At 62.6% G+C, this 17,106-nt stretch carries 10 protein-coding genes; 5 read left to right on the plus strand and 5 right to left on the minus strand.

The window, feature by feature from the left end; genetic code table 11:
- Positions 1-137 precede the first annotated feature (137 nt).
- The 5 genes from PMW70_RS01965 to PMW70_RS01985 all read left to right on the plus strand — a co-directional run bounded on the left by PMW70_RS01965 (position 138) and on the right by PMW70_RS01985 (position 6,192).
- Complete coding sequence (locus tag PMW70_RS01965; protein WP_271743726.1) at positions 138-2,222, plus strand: protein kinase domain-containing protein; 2,085 nt, start codon at positions 138-140, stop codon at positions 2,220-2,222.
- 330 nt (positions 2,223-2,552) lie between these two features.
- On the plus strand, positions 2,553-4,892 hold the full coding sequence (locus PMW70_RS01970) for a heavy metal translocating P-type ATPase (protein ID WP_271743727.1): 2,340 nt from the start codon (positions 2,553-2,555) through the stop codon (positions 4,890-4,892).
- Positions 4,893-5,039: 147 nt separating this feature from the next.
- Entirely contained in the window at positions 5,040-5,261 is a 222-nt protein-coding gene (locus PMW70_RS01975) for a heavy-metal-associated domain-containing protein (RefSeq protein ID WP_117774299.1), read from the plus strand.
- A gap of 38 nt (positions 5,262-5,299) precedes the next feature.
- On the plus strand, positions 5,300-5,572 hold the full coding sequence (locus tag PMW70_RS01980) for a metal-sensing transcriptional repressor (RefSeq protein ID WP_055285698.1): 273 nt from the start codon (positions 5,300-5,302) through the stop codon (positions 5,570-5,572).
- A gap of 146 nt (positions 5,573-5,718) precedes the next feature.
- Positions 5,719-6,192, plus strand: a complete 474-nt coding sequence (locus PMW70_RS01985) for a hypothetical protein (protein ID WP_117716904.1) — start codon at positions 5,719-5,721, stop codon at positions 6,190-6,192.
- A 133-nt stretch (positions 6,193-6,325) separates the two neighbouring features.
- On the opposite strand, the gene PMW70_RS01990 is transcribed toward PMW70_RS01985, so the two are convergent.
- The 5 genes from PMW70_RS01990 to gltB all read right to left on the minus strand — a co-directional run bounded on the left by PMW70_RS01990 (position 6,326) and on the right by gltB (position 16,511).
- Positions 6,326-7,696 (minus strand): amidohydrolase family protein, encoded by a 1,371-nt coding sequence (locus tag PMW70_RS01990; protein ID WP_271743728.1) that lies wholly within the window; start codon positions 7,694-7,696, stop codon positions 6,326-6,328.
- Positions 7,697-7,911: 215 nt separating this feature from the next.
- Entirely contained in the window at positions 7,912-9,000 is a 1,089-nt protein-coding gene (locus PMW70_RS01995; RefSeq protein ID WP_271743729.1) for a hypothetical protein, read from the minus strand.
- 266 nt (positions 9,001-9,266) lie between these two features.
- Complete coding sequence (locus PMW70_RS02000) at positions 9,267-9,974, minus strand: hypothetical protein (protein ID WP_117806254.1); 708 nt, start codon at positions 9,972-9,974, stop codon at positions 9,267-9,269.
- 352 nt (positions 9,975-10,326) lie between these two features.
- Entirely contained in the window at positions 10,327-11,808 is a 1,482-nt protein-coding gene (locus PMW70_RS02005; RefSeq protein WP_271743730.1) for a glutamate synthase subunit beta, read from the minus strand.
- Positions 11,809-11,813: 5 nt separating this feature from the next.
- Positions 11,814-16,511, minus strand: a complete 4,698-nt coding sequence (gene gltB / locus PMW70_RS02010) for a glutamate synthase large subunit (protein ID WP_271743731.1) — start codon at positions 16,509-16,511, stop codon at positions 11,814-11,816.
- Between the last annotated feature and the right edge of the window lie 595 nt (positions 16,512-17,106).

Consider the following 17,106-nt stretch of genomic DNA (forward strand, 5'->3'; position numbering starts at 1 on the left):
CTTTCGTCTTCTACCTTCTGCGTCGTAAACGACAATACTCAGCGGTATACGTGGGCAGTGTGGCTATCATGGTACTTTACCGATATCCACACTGCCCACGTATACGCGCAGCAACCCATGCTAGACAAAGGAACGCCATGGATACTACCGATAGCGCCTATGGCGACAAACTCATCCGTCTTGACACGTTCGACACCGCCGTGGCGGTCGACCCCAGCGCCGAGGACGACGCCAAGCGTCGGTTTATGACGCTTATTCTCCAGACGGCCCACCGCAACAACGGCAACATCGGGCACGTGCTGCGCGCGACCAACACGAGCGGCGAGGTCTTTGCCGTCAAGCTACTCAAGGACAACGCCATCCTTTCCGGCCAAGCCCCCGACCGCTCCGCCGAGCAATCGGCCGCTCACCTGGCCAACACCGCCGCGCTGTTCGAGGAGTACCGTCATCTGTGTACCGTCTCGCACCTGCGCGGATTTCCGCGCGTCTATGGCTACGGATCGTGCGAGGATGACCCACTCATCCTCATGGAGTGGGTCGAGGGCACCTCGCTCAAGCAGGCGCTGCCCTTGCTTCCGCACGACGCCTCGGGCGGGCTGACCACCCAGATGGTCGCCGCCGTCGGAAACGCCGTGCTTCGCGCGCTCTTGATGACCCAAGGCCTCGTGAATCCGGTCATCCATCGCGACCTGTCGCCTGCCAATATCATGTTCCGCACCACCAGCCGAACGCTCAAGCAGCAGATTGCCGATTGCTCCTTTGACCCCTGTCTCATCGACATGGGCTCCGCGACCATGGCCCTCGGCGACGACACGATCACCCGGCGCGCCGACATCTGGCGCTTTGCCACGCCCGCATACGCCGCGCCCGAAATGCTCACGCAGGATATCGAAGGCATCGCGGCCCTTCGCCGCTCGCCCGCGATCGACGTCTATGCGCTTTCGAGCATTCTGTACCAGCTCTACAGCGGTCGCAAACCGTTCGATGTCGAGTCGACGGGTGCCGCGGCGACCGGCTCGTTCTACCTCATAAAGACCAAGACCAAACCGGCGCCGCTCGAGCCGCGCTGCGAGGGCGACAAAGCGCTTGTCCAGATCATCATGAAAGGCATCTCGGTCGAACAGGGCGATCGCCCTACCGAGCAGCAGATGCTCGAGGTGCTCTCGACATACCTCCCCGCTGCAGAATCTGAGGACCACGAGGGTGCAGGAGACGAGGCCGCAATTGATATCGATTCTGGCACGCACCTTAAGGTCGACGTCGCCGGCGAGCGCACGCGAGAGATTTTGGAGCAGGCCCGGCACGACGCCATGACACGCCGTCGCTTTGTCATCGGCGGCGTCGTTGCAGCCGTTGCGGGGCTCGGCGTTATCGGGGCGGCAACCCATGGCTTTGGCATCCCCGACTACCTGGACGGCATCCGCGGTTCGCTTGACGACTACACCTGGGCTCAGCTGCAGGAGATTTCGCTCAAGATTAAGGCCGCCGAGACCCGTAGCGAGGCACACGAGATTGCCAAGCGCTACCACCTGCTCGACGTTGATGGGCATATCCCCTATCCGTGCACCAAGCGTGTGAAGCTCGCCAACGGGCTGGAGGTCGGCGCTCAGCTTGTGGGCATCCGCCACGATGAGCTTCTGGACGGGACGGGCAAGGCCGGGCTGACGTTTATGTTCGACGCGGGTATTGCCGAGCGCGATGCTGCGACTGAACCGCCGAGCGCCGGCTGGGCAGATTGCGAGCTGCGGGAATGGCTCGACGGCGACGGCCTTAAGCTGCTGCCCAACGAGTTGCGCGCGCTCATTAAAGGGGTCAAGAAGGTCTCGAACAATGTGGGCGCCGCCAACAGTGCATCGTGTCTGAGCGAGTTGCCCGCAACCCTTTGGCTGCCCGCCATGGTCGAGCTGTGCGGTACGCAACCGCCCGATTCGTTTGCCGAGGGCTATCACTACCTGGCAGACATCTACAACGGCGAGGGCAAGGAGTATCAGCTCTTCCGCGAGCTCAAGGTGAGCCCGTATTCCACGAACGAGACGATGGTCCGCCAGTGGAAGGGCAAGGACACCTGCTGGTGGGAACGAACGGTGAGCCCCGACACATCGGAGAGCGAAGGCACGCTCTATATGAACCGTGTGGGCTACGACGGCGACGTCTTTACGTACGCAACGCCTGCGGAAAAGCCAAGCAAGCGAACCTGCGTGATCCCCGGGTTCTGCATCTAGGGAGCGGGCGTCTTGCCGTGACGGGACCCCTCCCCGGCAATTGTCTCGATCTGTAACACCAGCTCGGCAGATACAGGTCTAGATGTTACGGAACGAGACAAAACCCCAACCCCGCGAGACAACATCTCAATCTGTAACAGTAAGGGGTTAAAACTTCTCTAGATGTTACAGATTGAGATGATTGGTTGGGACGGCCACCGATTGAGCAGCCACCCTCATCTGTAATGAAAAGTCATACATTCCAACCATTACTGGACACCCCCAGGGGGTATGGGTGTATAGTATCAGCAGGTTAACAATTCCAACAGCGAACCACAGAAAGGAGAAGCCATGGCTCAAGATAAGTTCGACGTGGGTGGCATGACATGCGCCGCCTGCCAGGCGCACGTGGATCGTGCCGTGAGCAAGCTCGACGGCGTCGAGAGCGTCGCGGTCAATCTGCTCGCCGGCTCTATGCTGGTGGACTACGACCCCGCGCAGGTCACCCCCGACGACATCTGCACCGCCGTCGATCGCGCTGGCTACTCGGCCTCACCCGTCAGCACGGGCACCGACGCCGCCCAAAGCGGCAGTACGCAAGCCAGGTCCGGCGCCGCCCATATGGAGTCGCCCACCAAAAAACTGGAGGCCGCCGCCTCTGCCATGCGCACTCGTCTCATCGTCTCGATCGTATTCCTCATCCCACTGTTCTACATAGGCATGGGGCACATGCTTGGCTGGCCACTGCCCGGCATTTTCACCGACCATACCCACAGCATGACGCTCGCCCTCACCGAGCTCGTCCTGCTTATCCCCATCGTCTATGTCAACGACGCGTACTTTATCAACGGGTTTAAATCGCTCGCGCACGGCGCGCCCACCATGGACGCCCTTATTGCCGTGGGCGCCACCGCTTCCGTCGCCTGGTCGTTCTATGCCATGTTTATCATGGCCGACCAGCTGGCCGCCGGGCAAATCCACGAGGCCATGATGACGAGCATGGGCAACCTGTATTTTGAGAGTGCGGGCACGATCCTGTCGCTCGTCACCGTGGGCAAATACCTCGAGACACGCAGCAAATCCAAGACCGGCGGCGCCATCGAGGCGCTCATCGACCTGGCGCCCAAGAGCGCGACCGTCGTGGCAGAGGACGGCACCGAGACCACCGTCGACGTCGACAGCATCCTTCCCGGCCAGGTCCTGCGCGTACGCCCCGGAGAGTCCATCCCCGTCGATGGCGTGGTGCTCGAGGGCAGCTCGGCCGTGGACGAGAGTGCGCTCACCGGCGAGTCCATCCCCGTGGAAAAGACCGCCGGTGCCACCGTCAACGCGGCCACGGTCAACCGCACGGGCTCGTTTACCTTCCGCGCCACGCGTGTGGGCGCCGACACGTCGCTCGCCAAGATTATCCAGCTCGTCGAGGACGCCAACGCCACCAAGGCGCCCATCGCCCGCATGGCCGACAAGGTCGCCGGCGTGTTCGTGCCCGTGGTGTTTGTAATCTCGGTCGTGACCTTTGTAGTGTGGATGGCACTGACCGGCAGCATGAACGAGGCGCTCACCTCCGCCGTGGCCGTGCTGGTGATCAGCTGCCCGTGCGCACTGGGTCTGGCCACGCCCGTCGCCATTATGGTGGGTACCGGCAAGGGCGCCGAGATGGGCATTCTGTTCAAGAGTGCCGAGGCGCTGGAGAATCTGCGCAGTGTGGGCACCGTGGTGCTCGACAAGACGGGCACGGTCACCCGCGGCAAGCCTGCCGTGACCGATATCGTAGTAGCCACGCGTGCTGACGGCTCGCCCGCCATGAGCGAAAAGTCGCTGCTCAAGCTGGCCGCCGCGTTGGAGCGCTCGAGCGAGCACCCGCTGGCCGAGGCGATTATGGCCGAGTGCGAGGCACGCGGAATTGTCGCGCGCATGGTCGAGGACTTTGCCGCCGTGCCCGGTCGTGGCGTTACGGCGCGCGAGGGACAAAATGTCATCGCAGCCGGCAACGTGCGTCTGATGGACGAGCTGGGCGTTACCGTGCCCGCGGGCCTTGCCGAACAGCTCGCCGCCGAAGGCAAGACACCGCTGTTCTTTGCCAAGAACAGCGAGCTTGTCGGTACCATCGCCGTGGCTGACGAGGTCAAAGAGACGAGCGCCGAGGCCATCGCCGCGCTGCGTTCGCTCGGCGTCGACGTGCGCATGCTCACCGGCGACAACCGCGTGACGGCCGAGGCCATCGCCCGCCGCGTGGGGCTGAGCAGCGAACAGGTCATCGCCGACGTCCTCCCCGCCGACAAGGAGCGCCACGTGCGCGAACTGCAGGATGCGGGCAGCAAGGTCGCCATGGTGGGCGACGGCATCAACGACTCCCCCGCCCTGGCGCGCGCCGACGTGGGCCTTGCTATCGGCACCGGCGCCGACATCGCCAAGGAGGGCGCCGACGTGGTACTCATGCGCAGCGATCTCATGGACGTCGCCCGTGCCATCGAGCTGTCACGTGCCACAATCCGCAACATCAAGCAGGACCTGTTCTGGGCGCTGTTCTACAACGGCATCGGCATTCCGCTGGCGGCCGGTGTGTTCTTCCCCCTCACCGGTTGGCAGCTCTCGCCGATGTTTGGCGCCGCGGCCATGAGCCTGTCGAGCGTGTGCGTCGTAAGCAATGCGCTGCGCCTGCGAACCTTTAAGCCTAAAGTGGCAAAATAGGCTCACTATTACGTCCATTTAGAACGGGTTTTCCAGGTGCCAGAGATTGACCTGAAAGAGGAGCGACGCGTACTTTGGTACGCGAGCGACGGCTTGAAGGTCAAGGTCGGGTGCCTGGGAAAGCCGACACAACAGAGAGGAATACCCATGCGTTACACAATCAAGACTTCCGGCCTCATGTGCGGCCACTGCGACGCTGCTGTCGAGACGGCACTGCTCAACGTGGCCGGCGTGACCGACGCCGACGCCGATCACGAGACCCAGACCGTCCAGGTGGAGTGCGCCGACACCGTGACCGCCGAGCAGCTCGCCGCCGCCGTCGAGGGCGCCGGCGAGAAGTTCCACGCCCTGTCCGTAACCGCCGCGTAACGACCCACGCGCACCCCGACCAGAAACGAGGACCCGCCATGATGGCAGACCACAAATCGGTGACCCGCATGCTCAAGACGGCACGCGGCCAGATCGACGGCATCTTGCGGATGGTCGATGAGGACCGCTACTGCGTCGATATTTCCACGCAGCTCATGGCAACGCAGGCGCTCATTGCGCGCATCAACGCCGATGTGCTCAAGGCGCATATCGAGGGCTGCGTGACTTCGGCAATCGAATCGGGCGACGAAGACCTCAAAGCCGCCAAGCTCGCCGAGATCGAACGCGTCGTCGACAAGCTCTCCAAGTAATTGGGGCATTGGGGACGGACTGCTTTGCACCTTCTTGGTGCATCGGGGACAGGTATGTTTGCACCACCTTGGTGCAGATTGACCTGTCCCCCTTGCTCTAAATCGGGTATAAAGGCGTGCAGCATATCGAACGAAAGGCAATTTGCATGAATGACTTTATGAAGGGCCGCAATGGCGCCGATGAGCTCACCATCGTTATGGGCTTTGTCGGCATCGTCATCGCGATGATCGGATCGATAGCCCATATCCAGTGGCTCAGCTGGATTGCCATCGCCGTAATCGTGATTGGCGTGCTGCGCGGCCTGTCCAAAAACATCGACGCACGTCGCAAGGAAAACGCGGCCTTTGTCGCCGCGACCGCTAACGTCCCCGGCCTGGGCAAGTTCGTAGCGAGCTTGGGTAGCGGCGCCGCGGCTGCCAACGCCTCGCGCACGGCCGGTACCAGCAAGGAAGACTTTGAGCGTGCCAAGCGCACGGCCAAGAAGATGTGGAAGGGTCGCAAGACCACGGCATACCTCAAGTGCCCCAACTGCGGCCAGATGCTCTCCGTCCCCAAGGGCAAAGGCAAGATCCGCGTCACCTGCCCCAAGTGCCACGCCAAGATGGAAACCCGCTCCTAGCGCCCGCACGCGGGACAAATTAATCAGGTTTGTTTGTCCCAAATCTTAAGTATTTGTTCGATAAAAAAGCCGAGGCCTCGTGTTGAGACCTCGGCTTTTTGCATGCGGCAACGGAGCTGCCCCTTTGTCACATCTACGCCACACCGTCGCGGGCCAGCTCCTCAGCCAGCGCTTCGGCAGGCATGGCCATAATCGCGTCGAGCTCGGCGTCCACCTCGGGAATACGCTTCACCTTGAGCTTGCGTACCAAATCACCGCGACACATCACATGCGTCGGCTCACGCAGAGCGCACAGGTCATCGAGCGGATTCTTGCGCGTCACCAGGATATCGGCGGCCTTGCCGCACTCGATCGTACCGGTCTCGCCGCCCAGCCCCAGCAGCTCGGCGTTGACTTGCGTAGCCGTATGCAGCGCGAAGGCGTTGCTCACACCGACATACTTGGCAAAATAGGCAACCTCACGCCACATGTCGTACTGCGTCACGAACGGGCAGCTTGAGTCCGTGCCCAAGCCCACCTTAACGCCGGCATCCAGCGCCGCACGAGCACTCTCGATAATGCCCGAGCACACGATGTCGCCGTTCTTCTTTTGCGTGTCAGTCGAATGGGTCTTCTCCGGATCGAGCAACACAAACGGCAGCGCCGGGCTGATAGTGCAGGTAACGCTGGGCGCACGTCCCTCGAGCTGCGTGCCCGCGGCGCCACGGTACAGCTCCAGGATCTCGGGCGTCATCGGGGCACCGTGCTCGATCGTGTCGACCCCGGCCTCAAGCGCGGCCTTCACGCCCTCGGTGCTCTCGACATGAGCCATAACCGGCAGGCCCACCTCGTGCGCCGCCTTGCACGCCGCCGCGGCAACCTCCACCGGCATACGCAGCACGCCCGGCTCGCCCACCTCGGTCGCATCGAACACACCGCCCGTCACGAACAGCTTAATGACGTCGGCGCCGCGCGCATACAGGTCTCGCACCTGCTCGGCTGCCTCGACGGGGCTGTTGGCCACCTGGGCGAACAAGCCCGCGCCATGGCCGCCCGGCACCGTGACGCCCGTTCCCGGCGCTACCAGGCGCGGGCCCTGATACTTGCCGGCGTCGATAGCGTCGCGCACGGCAATGTCGGCAAACAACGGGTCGCCCGCGCCGCGCACCGTGGTCACGCCGCTTGCCAGCTGCTGCTGGGCACTGCCCTTGAGGATGCGGCGGACGATGGCACGGCCCACGGGATTATCGAGTTTCTTCATCAGCGCTCCCGCATCGCCGGCCGAGACAGGCTTGCCCGAGCCGCACAGGTGCACGTGCATATTGATGAGACCGGGCATGAGATACGCACCACCCAGGTCGATAACCTCGGCGCCCGCGGGCGCCTGCGCCACAGCACTCGGCCCCATCCAGGTGATGATGCCGCGCTCAACAGTCACGGCCATATCGGGCTGCGGCTCCATATGCTCCGAACCATCCAGAATGGTCGCATTGATAAACAACGTGGAACGATCGGCAGATGCCATATCGAGCTCCTCCCTCACGATTAACTTGAACATTTGTCCATTATCACCTAGTCCCGCTGGATTGCTGCAGACGCATCGGTTAACGGAAGAAAGAGGGGATGTGGGGAGACGGAACACGTTGCAGTCCCACCCCAGCGACACCAGGGAAATGTCTCGATCTGTAACAATTACGAGCTCAAACAGCCTCTAAACGTTACAGATCGAGACAAAACCTCTCAGCGCCCATACCACTGGCGTCTCCATTCCTCAGCCAGATCGGCCCGCTGTGGAATTCCCGCCAGTCTCATCTTTTCAGCCAGGTTCCCCGGGTTCTTGAGTTCATCAAACGTAAACCGAAGCACCTTGTGTCCGAGCATCGTCAGATGAGACTCTCGCTGACGTTCTGCCACGAATGGGTCAACCGACTCCCGACCCTCGCCGCTCTGCAAGGTGTACTTCCCCTTTCCGTCGAGCTCGCCGATGACACACGTCCCGTCCTCGAGCCGCCAAAAATAGTCGACGCGAAACACCTGGCTCGGATCGAGCGGGTCGCGAAACTCCACCTGCAGCTCCGGAACCGGAAAGCCGTACGCAATAAAGAATGCTCGGAACCGAGACTCGCCGCCGTTTTCAGGCAGCCCGTCCGCATACGACGCAATCACCTGTGCCCTGCGATACCCTCGCCTGCCCTCGCAATCGGCGCGGAGGCGCTCGCACAAATCCCCACGTGATACGCCTTTCGCCCGCAGTGCAGAATCGGCAATCGCCAACCCATAGGAGAACGGCGCACGCAGTAGGCAATCCTCCACCGTGCGCCAAAACGACGTCACCCGCACGCCATCAACATGCTCGAGTGCGCCCGCCATCTGCGGACGCAACAACCTGCACCCGCCGCTCAACGTCACCGAACAACCCGTCTTAACAAGAAAACGCGACCCAAGCAGATCATTCGGCACCTCCAGACCCCACAAAAGCGCCGCGTCATAGCCCCAAAACGCCCAATCGGGATGAAACTCTGCAAGCCCTTTGATGGTACGCAGCGTTCGCTCCGCCGGCGTCAGCACACCCCAATCATGTTGAAAGCAGAACAAATACGGCTCGGGTTCCGCGATATCGTCGGTTCCAACATGACGCCGCAGCCACATGAGCTCGGCATTGTCATGCGTTGCGAGCAGCGCACCTTGCTCGGTCGCCTCCGTGAGTCGCGCGAGCATCCTATTCCGCGCCAACGTGTTGCGAGTCGTATGCTTGTGCTTGAAAACGGTATTAGACACTTCCATCACCACCACATCGGACAAATGGACCATCGTCACCGTTGCCTCCACCGACAAACGTCTTGATCTGTAACAAGAAGACCGATTTTTGGACTGTAGATGTTACAGATTGAGACATTCCCCCCAGCCAGGTGCCAAACGTCTCGATCTGTAACAGTAAGACGTTCTCCAGACCCCTAAACGTTACAGATTGAGACAAACCAGCGGCGCCCAAGCATTCGTCTCGATCCGTAACAGGTAGACCGGTTTTTTGTCCCCAAACGTTACAGATCGACACATAAAGGCAGAAGGCGAGGCAGGCGACAACCGCCCATCCCCTACTCCCATTCTTGCTCGTAAATATTGAGCGACTTTACGTAACGCCCCTGGGCGCCCATGATGTCGCGGACCAGACGCAAGAAAAAGCTGATGCACGAGGTGTCAAAGCCGTCCTGCAGGTCCTCGGGATGCACCGCACCCGGCCCATCGACCGCCGTGTCGTTCAGGCGCGCGATGTCATACAGGTAGAGCTGTCCCGCCGTAAGCCAGGCATCGTCGACGCAGGCAAGGCGCACCGCAATCGCGCCGTCGTTCCAATGCTCCTTCTGCACGATATGCGGGTCGTAGACATCAAAGCGATGATCGGTGCGCGTGTCCTTCAGCACGACCATGCCGGACGCAGGATTCTTGTCCAAAATGCCAAAGCGCGAGAAATACTGCGTGTCGCGTACCTGCTCGAGCCGCTTGAGCGAGGCAGGCGAAAGCGATGCCGGCGGCTCGTCAACATATAGCTCGAGCAGCGTTTTGCCATGGCGATAGGGGCGCTCGAAGAGCAGCCAATCGGTAAACGCCATGTTGTAGGCCATGATTTCGTTTTGAGAAGGCCCCTCGCAATAGCTGAGCCACGGGTCGACAATGACCTCGAACTGTTCGCGTGCCGGCTCCAGGAATTGAAACTTCCGCAGCATCCAAAAGTGAGCCATGTCGGCAATATCGTTGCCGACGGCTTCAGCCAGCTCTGCTCGGTCAAAAGCGTGGTCAGTCATGGCATCCTCCTCAAACTGATGGACCTCAATTTGAGCTTACGAGGAGGGTGGGCAGCCACGACCAGCGCGGGCAAAATAGGCCTCCGGCTGCAAACCAGATGCTGACCAAACACTTGACGAAAAGCTTGACCGAAAATGCGCACCGCAACAAAACCGCAGGCAAACATAGACGGCCAACCCGCCCTTTTGAGCCAGATGCCTGCAGCCACCACAGAAACAACAGGTGACCACAGCCCAAGAAGTCGACAAATGAACATCCTTACGTCGACAAACGCGCAAACTGCTCGCAAAGAGTGTCCCCAACGACTAGACAAAAAAGGCTAGTCATTGGGGACGTTCTTAAATGACTACTTTACAGCTCCAGCGCCTCGGCGACTTCGGCTGCGCAGGCCAGGGCATCGGCCATGGCACTCACCACGAGCGAGCTGCCGTTGCGGGCATCACCCGCCACATACACCGGCGCGGCATCCGCGGCGACGCCCTCCGTGCGAGCCGCGAGATGCGAGCCCTCGACAGCCATCACCGGCAGCGGACGACCAGCGATGGCAACAGGCACGCTCACCGCATCGAACACACCGTACTCCGGACCCGTAAAGCCGCAGGCGATGAGCACCAGCTGCGCTGGCACCTCGTGCTCGGAGCCCGCGATGCGCTCGGGCTTTCCCGCCGACCAGTCCAGATCGACCACGCGCAGACCCGCAGCCGCACCCTTCTTGTCCAGCAGCACCTCGAGTGTATCCACGGCCCAGGCACGCATCTCGCCACCCATCGCAGCGATAGCCTCCTGCTGGCCGTAATCGGTCTTCTTAACGTTGGGCCACTGCGGCCAGGGGTTACCTGCCGCGCGCTTATCGGGCGCAGCCGGCAAGAACTCAAACTGGCGCACGCTGCGCGCGCCCTGACGCACCGCGGTACCCACGCAGTCGTTGCCGGTATCGCCACCGCCAATGACCACGACGTCCAGGCCGCGTGCGTCAATAGCAGGCTCACCGCCATCGAGCACCGAGACGGTCGAAGCCGTCAGGTAGTCCACGGCATACACCACGCCCGGGGCATCAATGTTCGCAGCCGAAAGCCCACGCGGAGCACGGGCGCCGGCAGCCACCACGACGGCGTCAAAGTCGTCGAGCCTGGCGGTAACCTTGGGATCGCTCACGTCGGCGCCCAGCTCGAACACAACACCCAGCTCGCGCATGAGCGCCACGCGACGCTCGACCACAGACTTCTCGAGCTTCATGTTGGGAATGCCGTACATGAGTAGGCCGCCGGGGCGGTCGTCGCGCTCAAACACCGTCACGCGAGCACCGCGACGCGCAAGCTCCCATGCTGCCACCAGGCCAGCCGGGCCGGAACCAACCACGGCGACCGAGGGCGCGTCCTCCCCTGCCGGCTCAAAGCGACGTGGGCCGCCGTTTCCCCACTCATGGTCGCTGATCGCACGCTCGTTATCGTGAATCGTCGTGGGTTGGCCGTCGACCGAGCCCAGGTTGCACGCGGCCTCGCACAGCGCCGGGCACACGCGGCTCGTGAACTCAGGCATGGGCGAGGTGAGCGACAGGCGCTCGGCAGCCTCATCCCAGCGGCCGCGGTACACCAGCTCGTTCCACTCGGGAATCAAGTTGTGCAGCGGGCAGCCGCTCGGACGTGCCTTGCCAAAGCTCGCGCCCATCTGGCAAAACGCCACGCCGCACATCATGCAGCGGCTCGCCTGGGCGCGACGTGCGTCGTCGTCGAGCTCCACGTACAGCGGATCGAAATCACGGCTGCGCTCCTCCACGGGGCGAAGCTCGTGGGTCACGCGATCGATATCAAGAAAAGCACCGGGCTTACCCATGGCACTTACGCCTCCTTCTTGGTCGAAGCAACAGAGCTGGCGGCCGCGGACGCAGCACCCGCAGCACCGCCCGCAATATCGAAGCGAGCGACATCCGCGGCGCTCGCGCGACCGGTCACGATGTCAAACGCCAACTCCTCGGCCTGCGCACGCGTCTTGCCCACGGCCTCGGCCGCAGCGACAATCGCCAGCACGCGCTCGTACTCGGTCGGAATGACCTTCACAAAGTGCTTGCTCATCGAGCCGAAGCTATAGAGCAGCTTAATGCCGCGCGGGCTCTGCGTCGCGTCCACGTGCTCTTGGATGAGCGCACGAATCTGCGCCAGCTCGCCGGCCGTCGGGGCCTTGAGCTCAACGCTCTCGTGGTTCACGCGGGCATCGAGCGTGCCGTACTGGTCAAAGACATAAGCCACGCCACCCGTCATGCCGGCAGCGAAGTTCTGCCCGACCTCGCCCAGGATGAGCGCCAGGCCACCCGTCATGTACTCGCAACCGTGGTTGCCGCAACCCTCGACCACCACGGTGGCACCGGAGTTGCGTACGCCAAAGCGCTGGCCGGCCAGGCCGTTGATGAAGCCACGGCCGCTCGTGGCGCCAAAGAACGCAACGTTGCCCACGATGATGTTTTCGTCGAACTTATAGGTCGCATGCGGGTTGGGGCGCACCGACACCTCGCCGCCCGAAAGGCCCTTGCCAAAGTAGTCGTTGGCGTCGCCGCACACGTTGAGCGTAATGCCGCGCGGCAGGAAGGCGCCAAAGCTCTGACCGGCCGATCCATCGCAATCGATGGTGATGGAGCCGGCGGGCAGGCCCTCGGGATGTGCCTTGGTCACCGCGTTACCCAGGATGGTGCCCACGCAACGGTTGACGTTGGCGATATCAGCGCGGAAGCGAATCGGACGCAAGTGGGCACGGGCATCGGCCGTATAGGGCACGAACAGCGTGGAGTCGAGCGTCTTGTTGAGCTCGCTGTCCGCAGCCATCTGCGGCAGGAAGTGACGACCGTCGGCACCCGGGATATGGGCACCAAACTCACAGGTCGCGCTTGCCAGTACGGGCGACAGATCCAGCAGGTTAGCTTTGCGATTGCCCGGGACCTCGATCTGGCGCAAGCACTCGGGATGGCCGACCATCTCGTCGACGGTGCGGAAGCCCAGGCTCGCCATGACCTCGCGCAGTTGCTCGGCAACAAAGAGCATAAAGCGCTCGACGTGCTCGGGCTTGCCGCGGAAGCCGCGACGCAGGCGGCAGTTTTGCGTGGCGATGCCGGCGGGGCAGGTATCCTGCTGGCAGTCGCGCTGCATGAGGCAGCCCATCGAGATGAGCGGCATGGTCGCAAAGCCAAACTCCTCGGCGCCCAGCAGGCAGGCAACGGCAACATCGGTGCCGTCCATGAGCTTGCCGTCGGCCTCGAGCACCACGCGCGAGCGCAGGCCGTTTTGCAGCAGCGTCTGCTGGGCCTCGGCAAGACCGAGCTCCAGCGGCAGACCGGCGTGCCAGATAGAGTCGCGCGCAGCGGCACCCGAGCCGCCGTTGTGGCCGCTGATCAAGATCTTGTCGGCAGCACCCTTGGCCACACCGGTGGCGATGGTACCGACGCCGGCCTCGCTGACCAGCTTGACCGACACGCGCGCGCCGGGGTTGGCGTTCTTAAGGTCGAAGATGAGCTCGGCCAGGTCCTCGATAGAGTAGATGTCGTGGTGCGGAGGAGGCGAGATCAGGCCGATGCCGGGCGTGGACTGACGGACCTCGGCAATCCAGGGGTAGACCTTCTTGCCGGGCAGGTGACCGCCCTCGCCGGGCTTGGCGCCCTGGGCCATCTTAATCTGAATCTCGAAGGCGCTGCAAAGATAGCGGCTCGTCACGCCAAAGCGCGCGCTTGCCACCTGCTTGATCGCGGAGTTCTTGGAGTCGCCGTTGGCCAGCGGGGTCTCGCGACGCGGGTCCTCGCCGCCCTCGCCCGAGTTGGAACGGCCGTGCAGGCGGTTCATGGCGATGGCCATGCACTCGTGTGCTTCCTTGCTGATGGAGCCGTACGACATGGCGCCGGTGTTAAAGCGGCGGACGATGTTGAGCGCGGGCTCGACCTCGTCGAGCGAAACCGGCGTGCGGCCGCTGGCATCAAAGTCGAGCAAGTCGCGCAGGCGCACGGCACGGCCGGTACGGTGCAGACGGGCGCTGTACTCCTTAAAGGTGTCGTAGCTGTCCTCACGGCAGGCGGTCTGCAGCAAGTAGACAGTCTGAGGGTCGATCAGGTGATCCTCGCCGCCGATCGGGCGCCACTTGGTCAGACCCAGCGTGGGCAGCTGATCGGGAGCCGGGCTCTTAAGGATGGCGAGCGCGGCGTCGTAGCGCTCGTTTTGCTCGCGCTCAACGTCCTCGACACCCATACCGCCCACACGGCTCACCGTGCCGGCGAAGTACGCGTTGACGAACTCCGGCGTAAAGCCCACGGCCTCGAAGATCTGCGCCGAATGGTAGCTCTGCACCGTGGAGATGCCCATCTTGGACATGATGGAGACGATGCCGGCGGTCGCAGCCTTGTTGTAGTTGGCGATGCCCTGCTCGGCCGTCACGTCCAGGTCGCCGTGTGCCGCCAGATCGCGGACGCACGCATGTGCGCTGTACGGATAGATGCCGCTCGCGGAGTAGCCCACCAGTGCCGCAAAGTCGTGCGGAGACACGGCGTCGCCGCACTCCACCACGATGTCGGCAAAGGTACGCACGCCGGCGCGGATCAGGTGGTTATGCACGCAGCCCACAGCGAGCAGCGACGGCACGGGCACCTCGCCCGCAGCGGCACGATCGCTCAACACCACGATGTTCACGCCATCGCGGACCGCAGCCTCAACGTCCTCTGCAAGCTGTTTGAGCGCAGCCTGCAGCGCGCCCTCGCCGGCATCGCGGCGGTAGACGGCACGGAAGCGACGGGTCTTAAAGCCAACACGGTCGATGGCACAGATATGCTCGAACTCTTCATCGTTGAGCAATGGGCGCTCCAAGCGCACCAGCTGACAGGCCGTGCGGGAATCCTCGAGCAGGTTGCCGTGGTTGCCCAGGTAGAGCGTGGTCGAAGTCACCATGTGCTCGCGCAGGGCATCGATCGGAGGATTCGTGACCTGAGCGAACAGCTGATAGAAGTAGTCAAAGAACGAACGCGTCTTCTTGGACAGGCAGGCCAGCGGTGCGTCGATGCCCATCGAGGCGAGCGGGGCCTTGCCCTGCTGGGCCATGGGACGCACGACCTCGTCGACGTCATCCCAGTGGTAGCCGAGCTTGGCCATACGCACGGCGGCGGGCACCTCGGCGTCCTCGGCGGACGCGGGCGCGGCGGGCTCATCGAGCGCGTCGACGGTCAGCGTCTCCTCGGCAATCCAATCACGGTAGGGCTTTTCCTTGGCGTAACGGGCGCGCAGCTCGTCATTGTAGATGACGCGCCCGCGGGCAAAGTCGACCTCGAGCATCTGGCCCGGCCCCAGACAGCCGCTCGTCACGATGTTCTCGGGGCTCACCTCGATGGTGCCCACCTCGCTTGCCAGCATAAAGCGACCGTCGCGCGTCACGTAGTAACGAGCGGGGCGCAGGCCGTTGCGATCGAGGGCGGCGCCCAGGGTACGGCCGTCGGTAAAGGCGATGGCCGCCGGGCCGTCCCACGGCTCCATGAGCATGGACTGGTAGGCGTCGTAGGCGCGGCGCTCCTCACTCAGGCTGTCGTTGTGGTCCCACGGCTCGGGCAGCAACATGGACGCGGCACGCGTGAGCGGGCGACCGTTCATGACCAGGAACTCGAGCACGTTGTCCAGAATCGCGGAATCGGATCCCTCGCGGTTGATGATAGGCATCACGCGCTCAAGATCGTGCTGCAGCACGGGGCTGTACAGGTTGGGCTCGCGGGCGCGAATCCAGTTGACGTTGCCCTTGAGGGTGTTGATCTCGCCGTTATGGATGATAAAGCGGTTGGGGTGCGCGCGCTCCCAGCTGGGCGTGGTGTTGGTGGAGTAGCGCGAGTGGACGAGCGCCACGGCCGTCTTGACGGCGGCGTCGTTGAGGTCGATGAAGAAGCGGCGCATCTGCGTGGCGACGAGCATGCCCTTGTACACGATAGTGCGCGAGCTCATGGAGCAGACGTAGAAGATCTTGTCGCGCAGGGCAAACTCGGTGTCGGCCTTCTTTTCGATGGTGCGACGGCACACGTACAGGCGACGCTCAAAGGTATCGCCGGCGGGCGTGTCGTCCGGACGGCCCAGGAAGGCCTGCAAGATGGTGGGCATGCAGGCGCGTGCCGTCTCGCCCAAGTCGTGCGGGTCGACGGGCACCTCGCGCCAAAAGAGCAGCGGCACGCCGGCCTCGGCGCAGCCCTCCTCAAACACGCGACGGGCATCCTCTACGCCCTTGTCGTCCTGCGGGAAGAACAGCATGGCCACGCCATAGTCGCCCTCTGCCGGCAGAATCTGGCCGCACTTTTGAGCCTCTTTGCGGAAAAAGTGATGCGGAACCTGGAACAGGATACCGGCACCGTCGCCGGTGTTCTTCTCGAGTCCCGTACCGCCGCGGTGCTCCAAGTTGACCAGAATGGACAGTGCATCGTCCAGAATCTGGTGATGGCGCTCACCGTTGATATCGGCAAGCGCGCCGATGCCACATGCATCGTGGTCGAATTCGGGGCGATAAAGGCCCTGCTGCTGAGCGGAATCTGCCTGCATCGCGATCCTCCCCTAGATATTTAGACAGTCAGTTGAATAGGCATAGTAGGGGCATCGGGGCGTCGTTGTGTTTCCCGCCCGTTTCGAAACAATCGCGTAACGCACGCCCCACGAGTGGACACCGCCGACCTCAAGGGCGACAACATAGGCCCCAAGTTCGGCCTGTTAGCTCACCACTTCAAACATCTCAATCTGTAACAGGAAGGCCCAATTACGACGACTAACTGTTACAGATTGAGATGTTTTCGAGAGACAGTTCCGAATGTCTCGATCTGTAACACGAAGGGCCGGTTTTGGCGGCAAACTGTTACAGATCGAGACATTCCATAGGACCATTTCTTCCTGTCTCGATCTGTAACACCTAGGCCCAATTTCCATCCCTAGTTGTTACAGATCGAGACATTTCGGCAGCCCATTACAGTCTGAAGTGGGCCACCGATAAATTTCGATGGCGAGCATTCGGCGCATTGCCTACGATACGGGCAAGCCCCGAGGGGCCGCCGATCGGGCGCCTCCGAATGGCCGTCTGCCCCTGCCCCGTAGAGGGCCCGGGGGGTGTTGCCACCGGGGGCGCTCGCCGCTCCGGACGACTGAT

Source organism: Collinsella aerofaciens, assembly GCF_028209625.1.
GTDB classification, from domain to species: domain Bacteria; phylum Actinomycetota; class Coriobacteriia; order Coriobacteriales; family Coriobacteriaceae; genus Collinsella; species Collinsella aerofaciens_AM.

What these genes read in the sequence shown, in the direction of transcription:
- PMW70_RS01965 (WP_271743726.1), top strand. Translation starts at nt 138, where the DNA reads ATGGATACTACCGATAGCGCCTATGGCGACAAACTCATCCGTCTTGAC.
- PMW70_RS01970 (WP_271743727.1), top strand. Translation starts at nt 2,553, where the DNA reads ATGGCTCAAGATAAGTTCGACGTGGGTGGCATGACATGCGCCGCCTGC.
- PMW70_RS01975 (WP_117774299.1), top strand. Translation starts at nt 5,040, where the DNA reads ATGCGTTACACAATCAAGACTTCCGGCCTCATGTGCGGCCACTGCGAC.
- PMW70_RS01980 (WP_055285698.1), top strand. Translation starts at nt 5,300, where the DNA reads ATGATGGCAGACCACAAATCGGTGACCCGCATGCTCAAGACGGCACGC.
- PMW70_RS01985 (WP_117716904.1), top strand. Translation starts at nt 5,719, where the DNA reads ATGAATGACTTTATGAAGGGCCGCAATGGCGCCGATGAGCTCACCATC.
- PMW70_RS01990 (WP_271743728.1), bottom strand. Translation starts at nt 7,696, where the DNA reads ATGGCATCTGCCGATCGTTCCACGTTGTTTATCAATGCGACCATTCTG.
- PMW70_RS02000 (WP_117806254.1), bottom strand. Translation starts at nt 9,974, where the DNA reads ATGACTGACCACGCTTTTGACCGAGCAGAGCTGGCTGAAGCCGTCGGC.
- PMW70_RS02005 (WP_271743730.1), bottom strand. Translation starts at nt 11,808, where the DNA reads ATGGGTAAGCCCGGTGCTTTTCTTGATATCGATCGCGTGACCCACGAG.
- gltB (WP_271743731.1), bottom strand. Translation starts at nt 16,511, where the DNA reads ATGCAGGCAGATTCCGCTCAGCAGCAGGGCCTTTATCGCCCCGAATTC.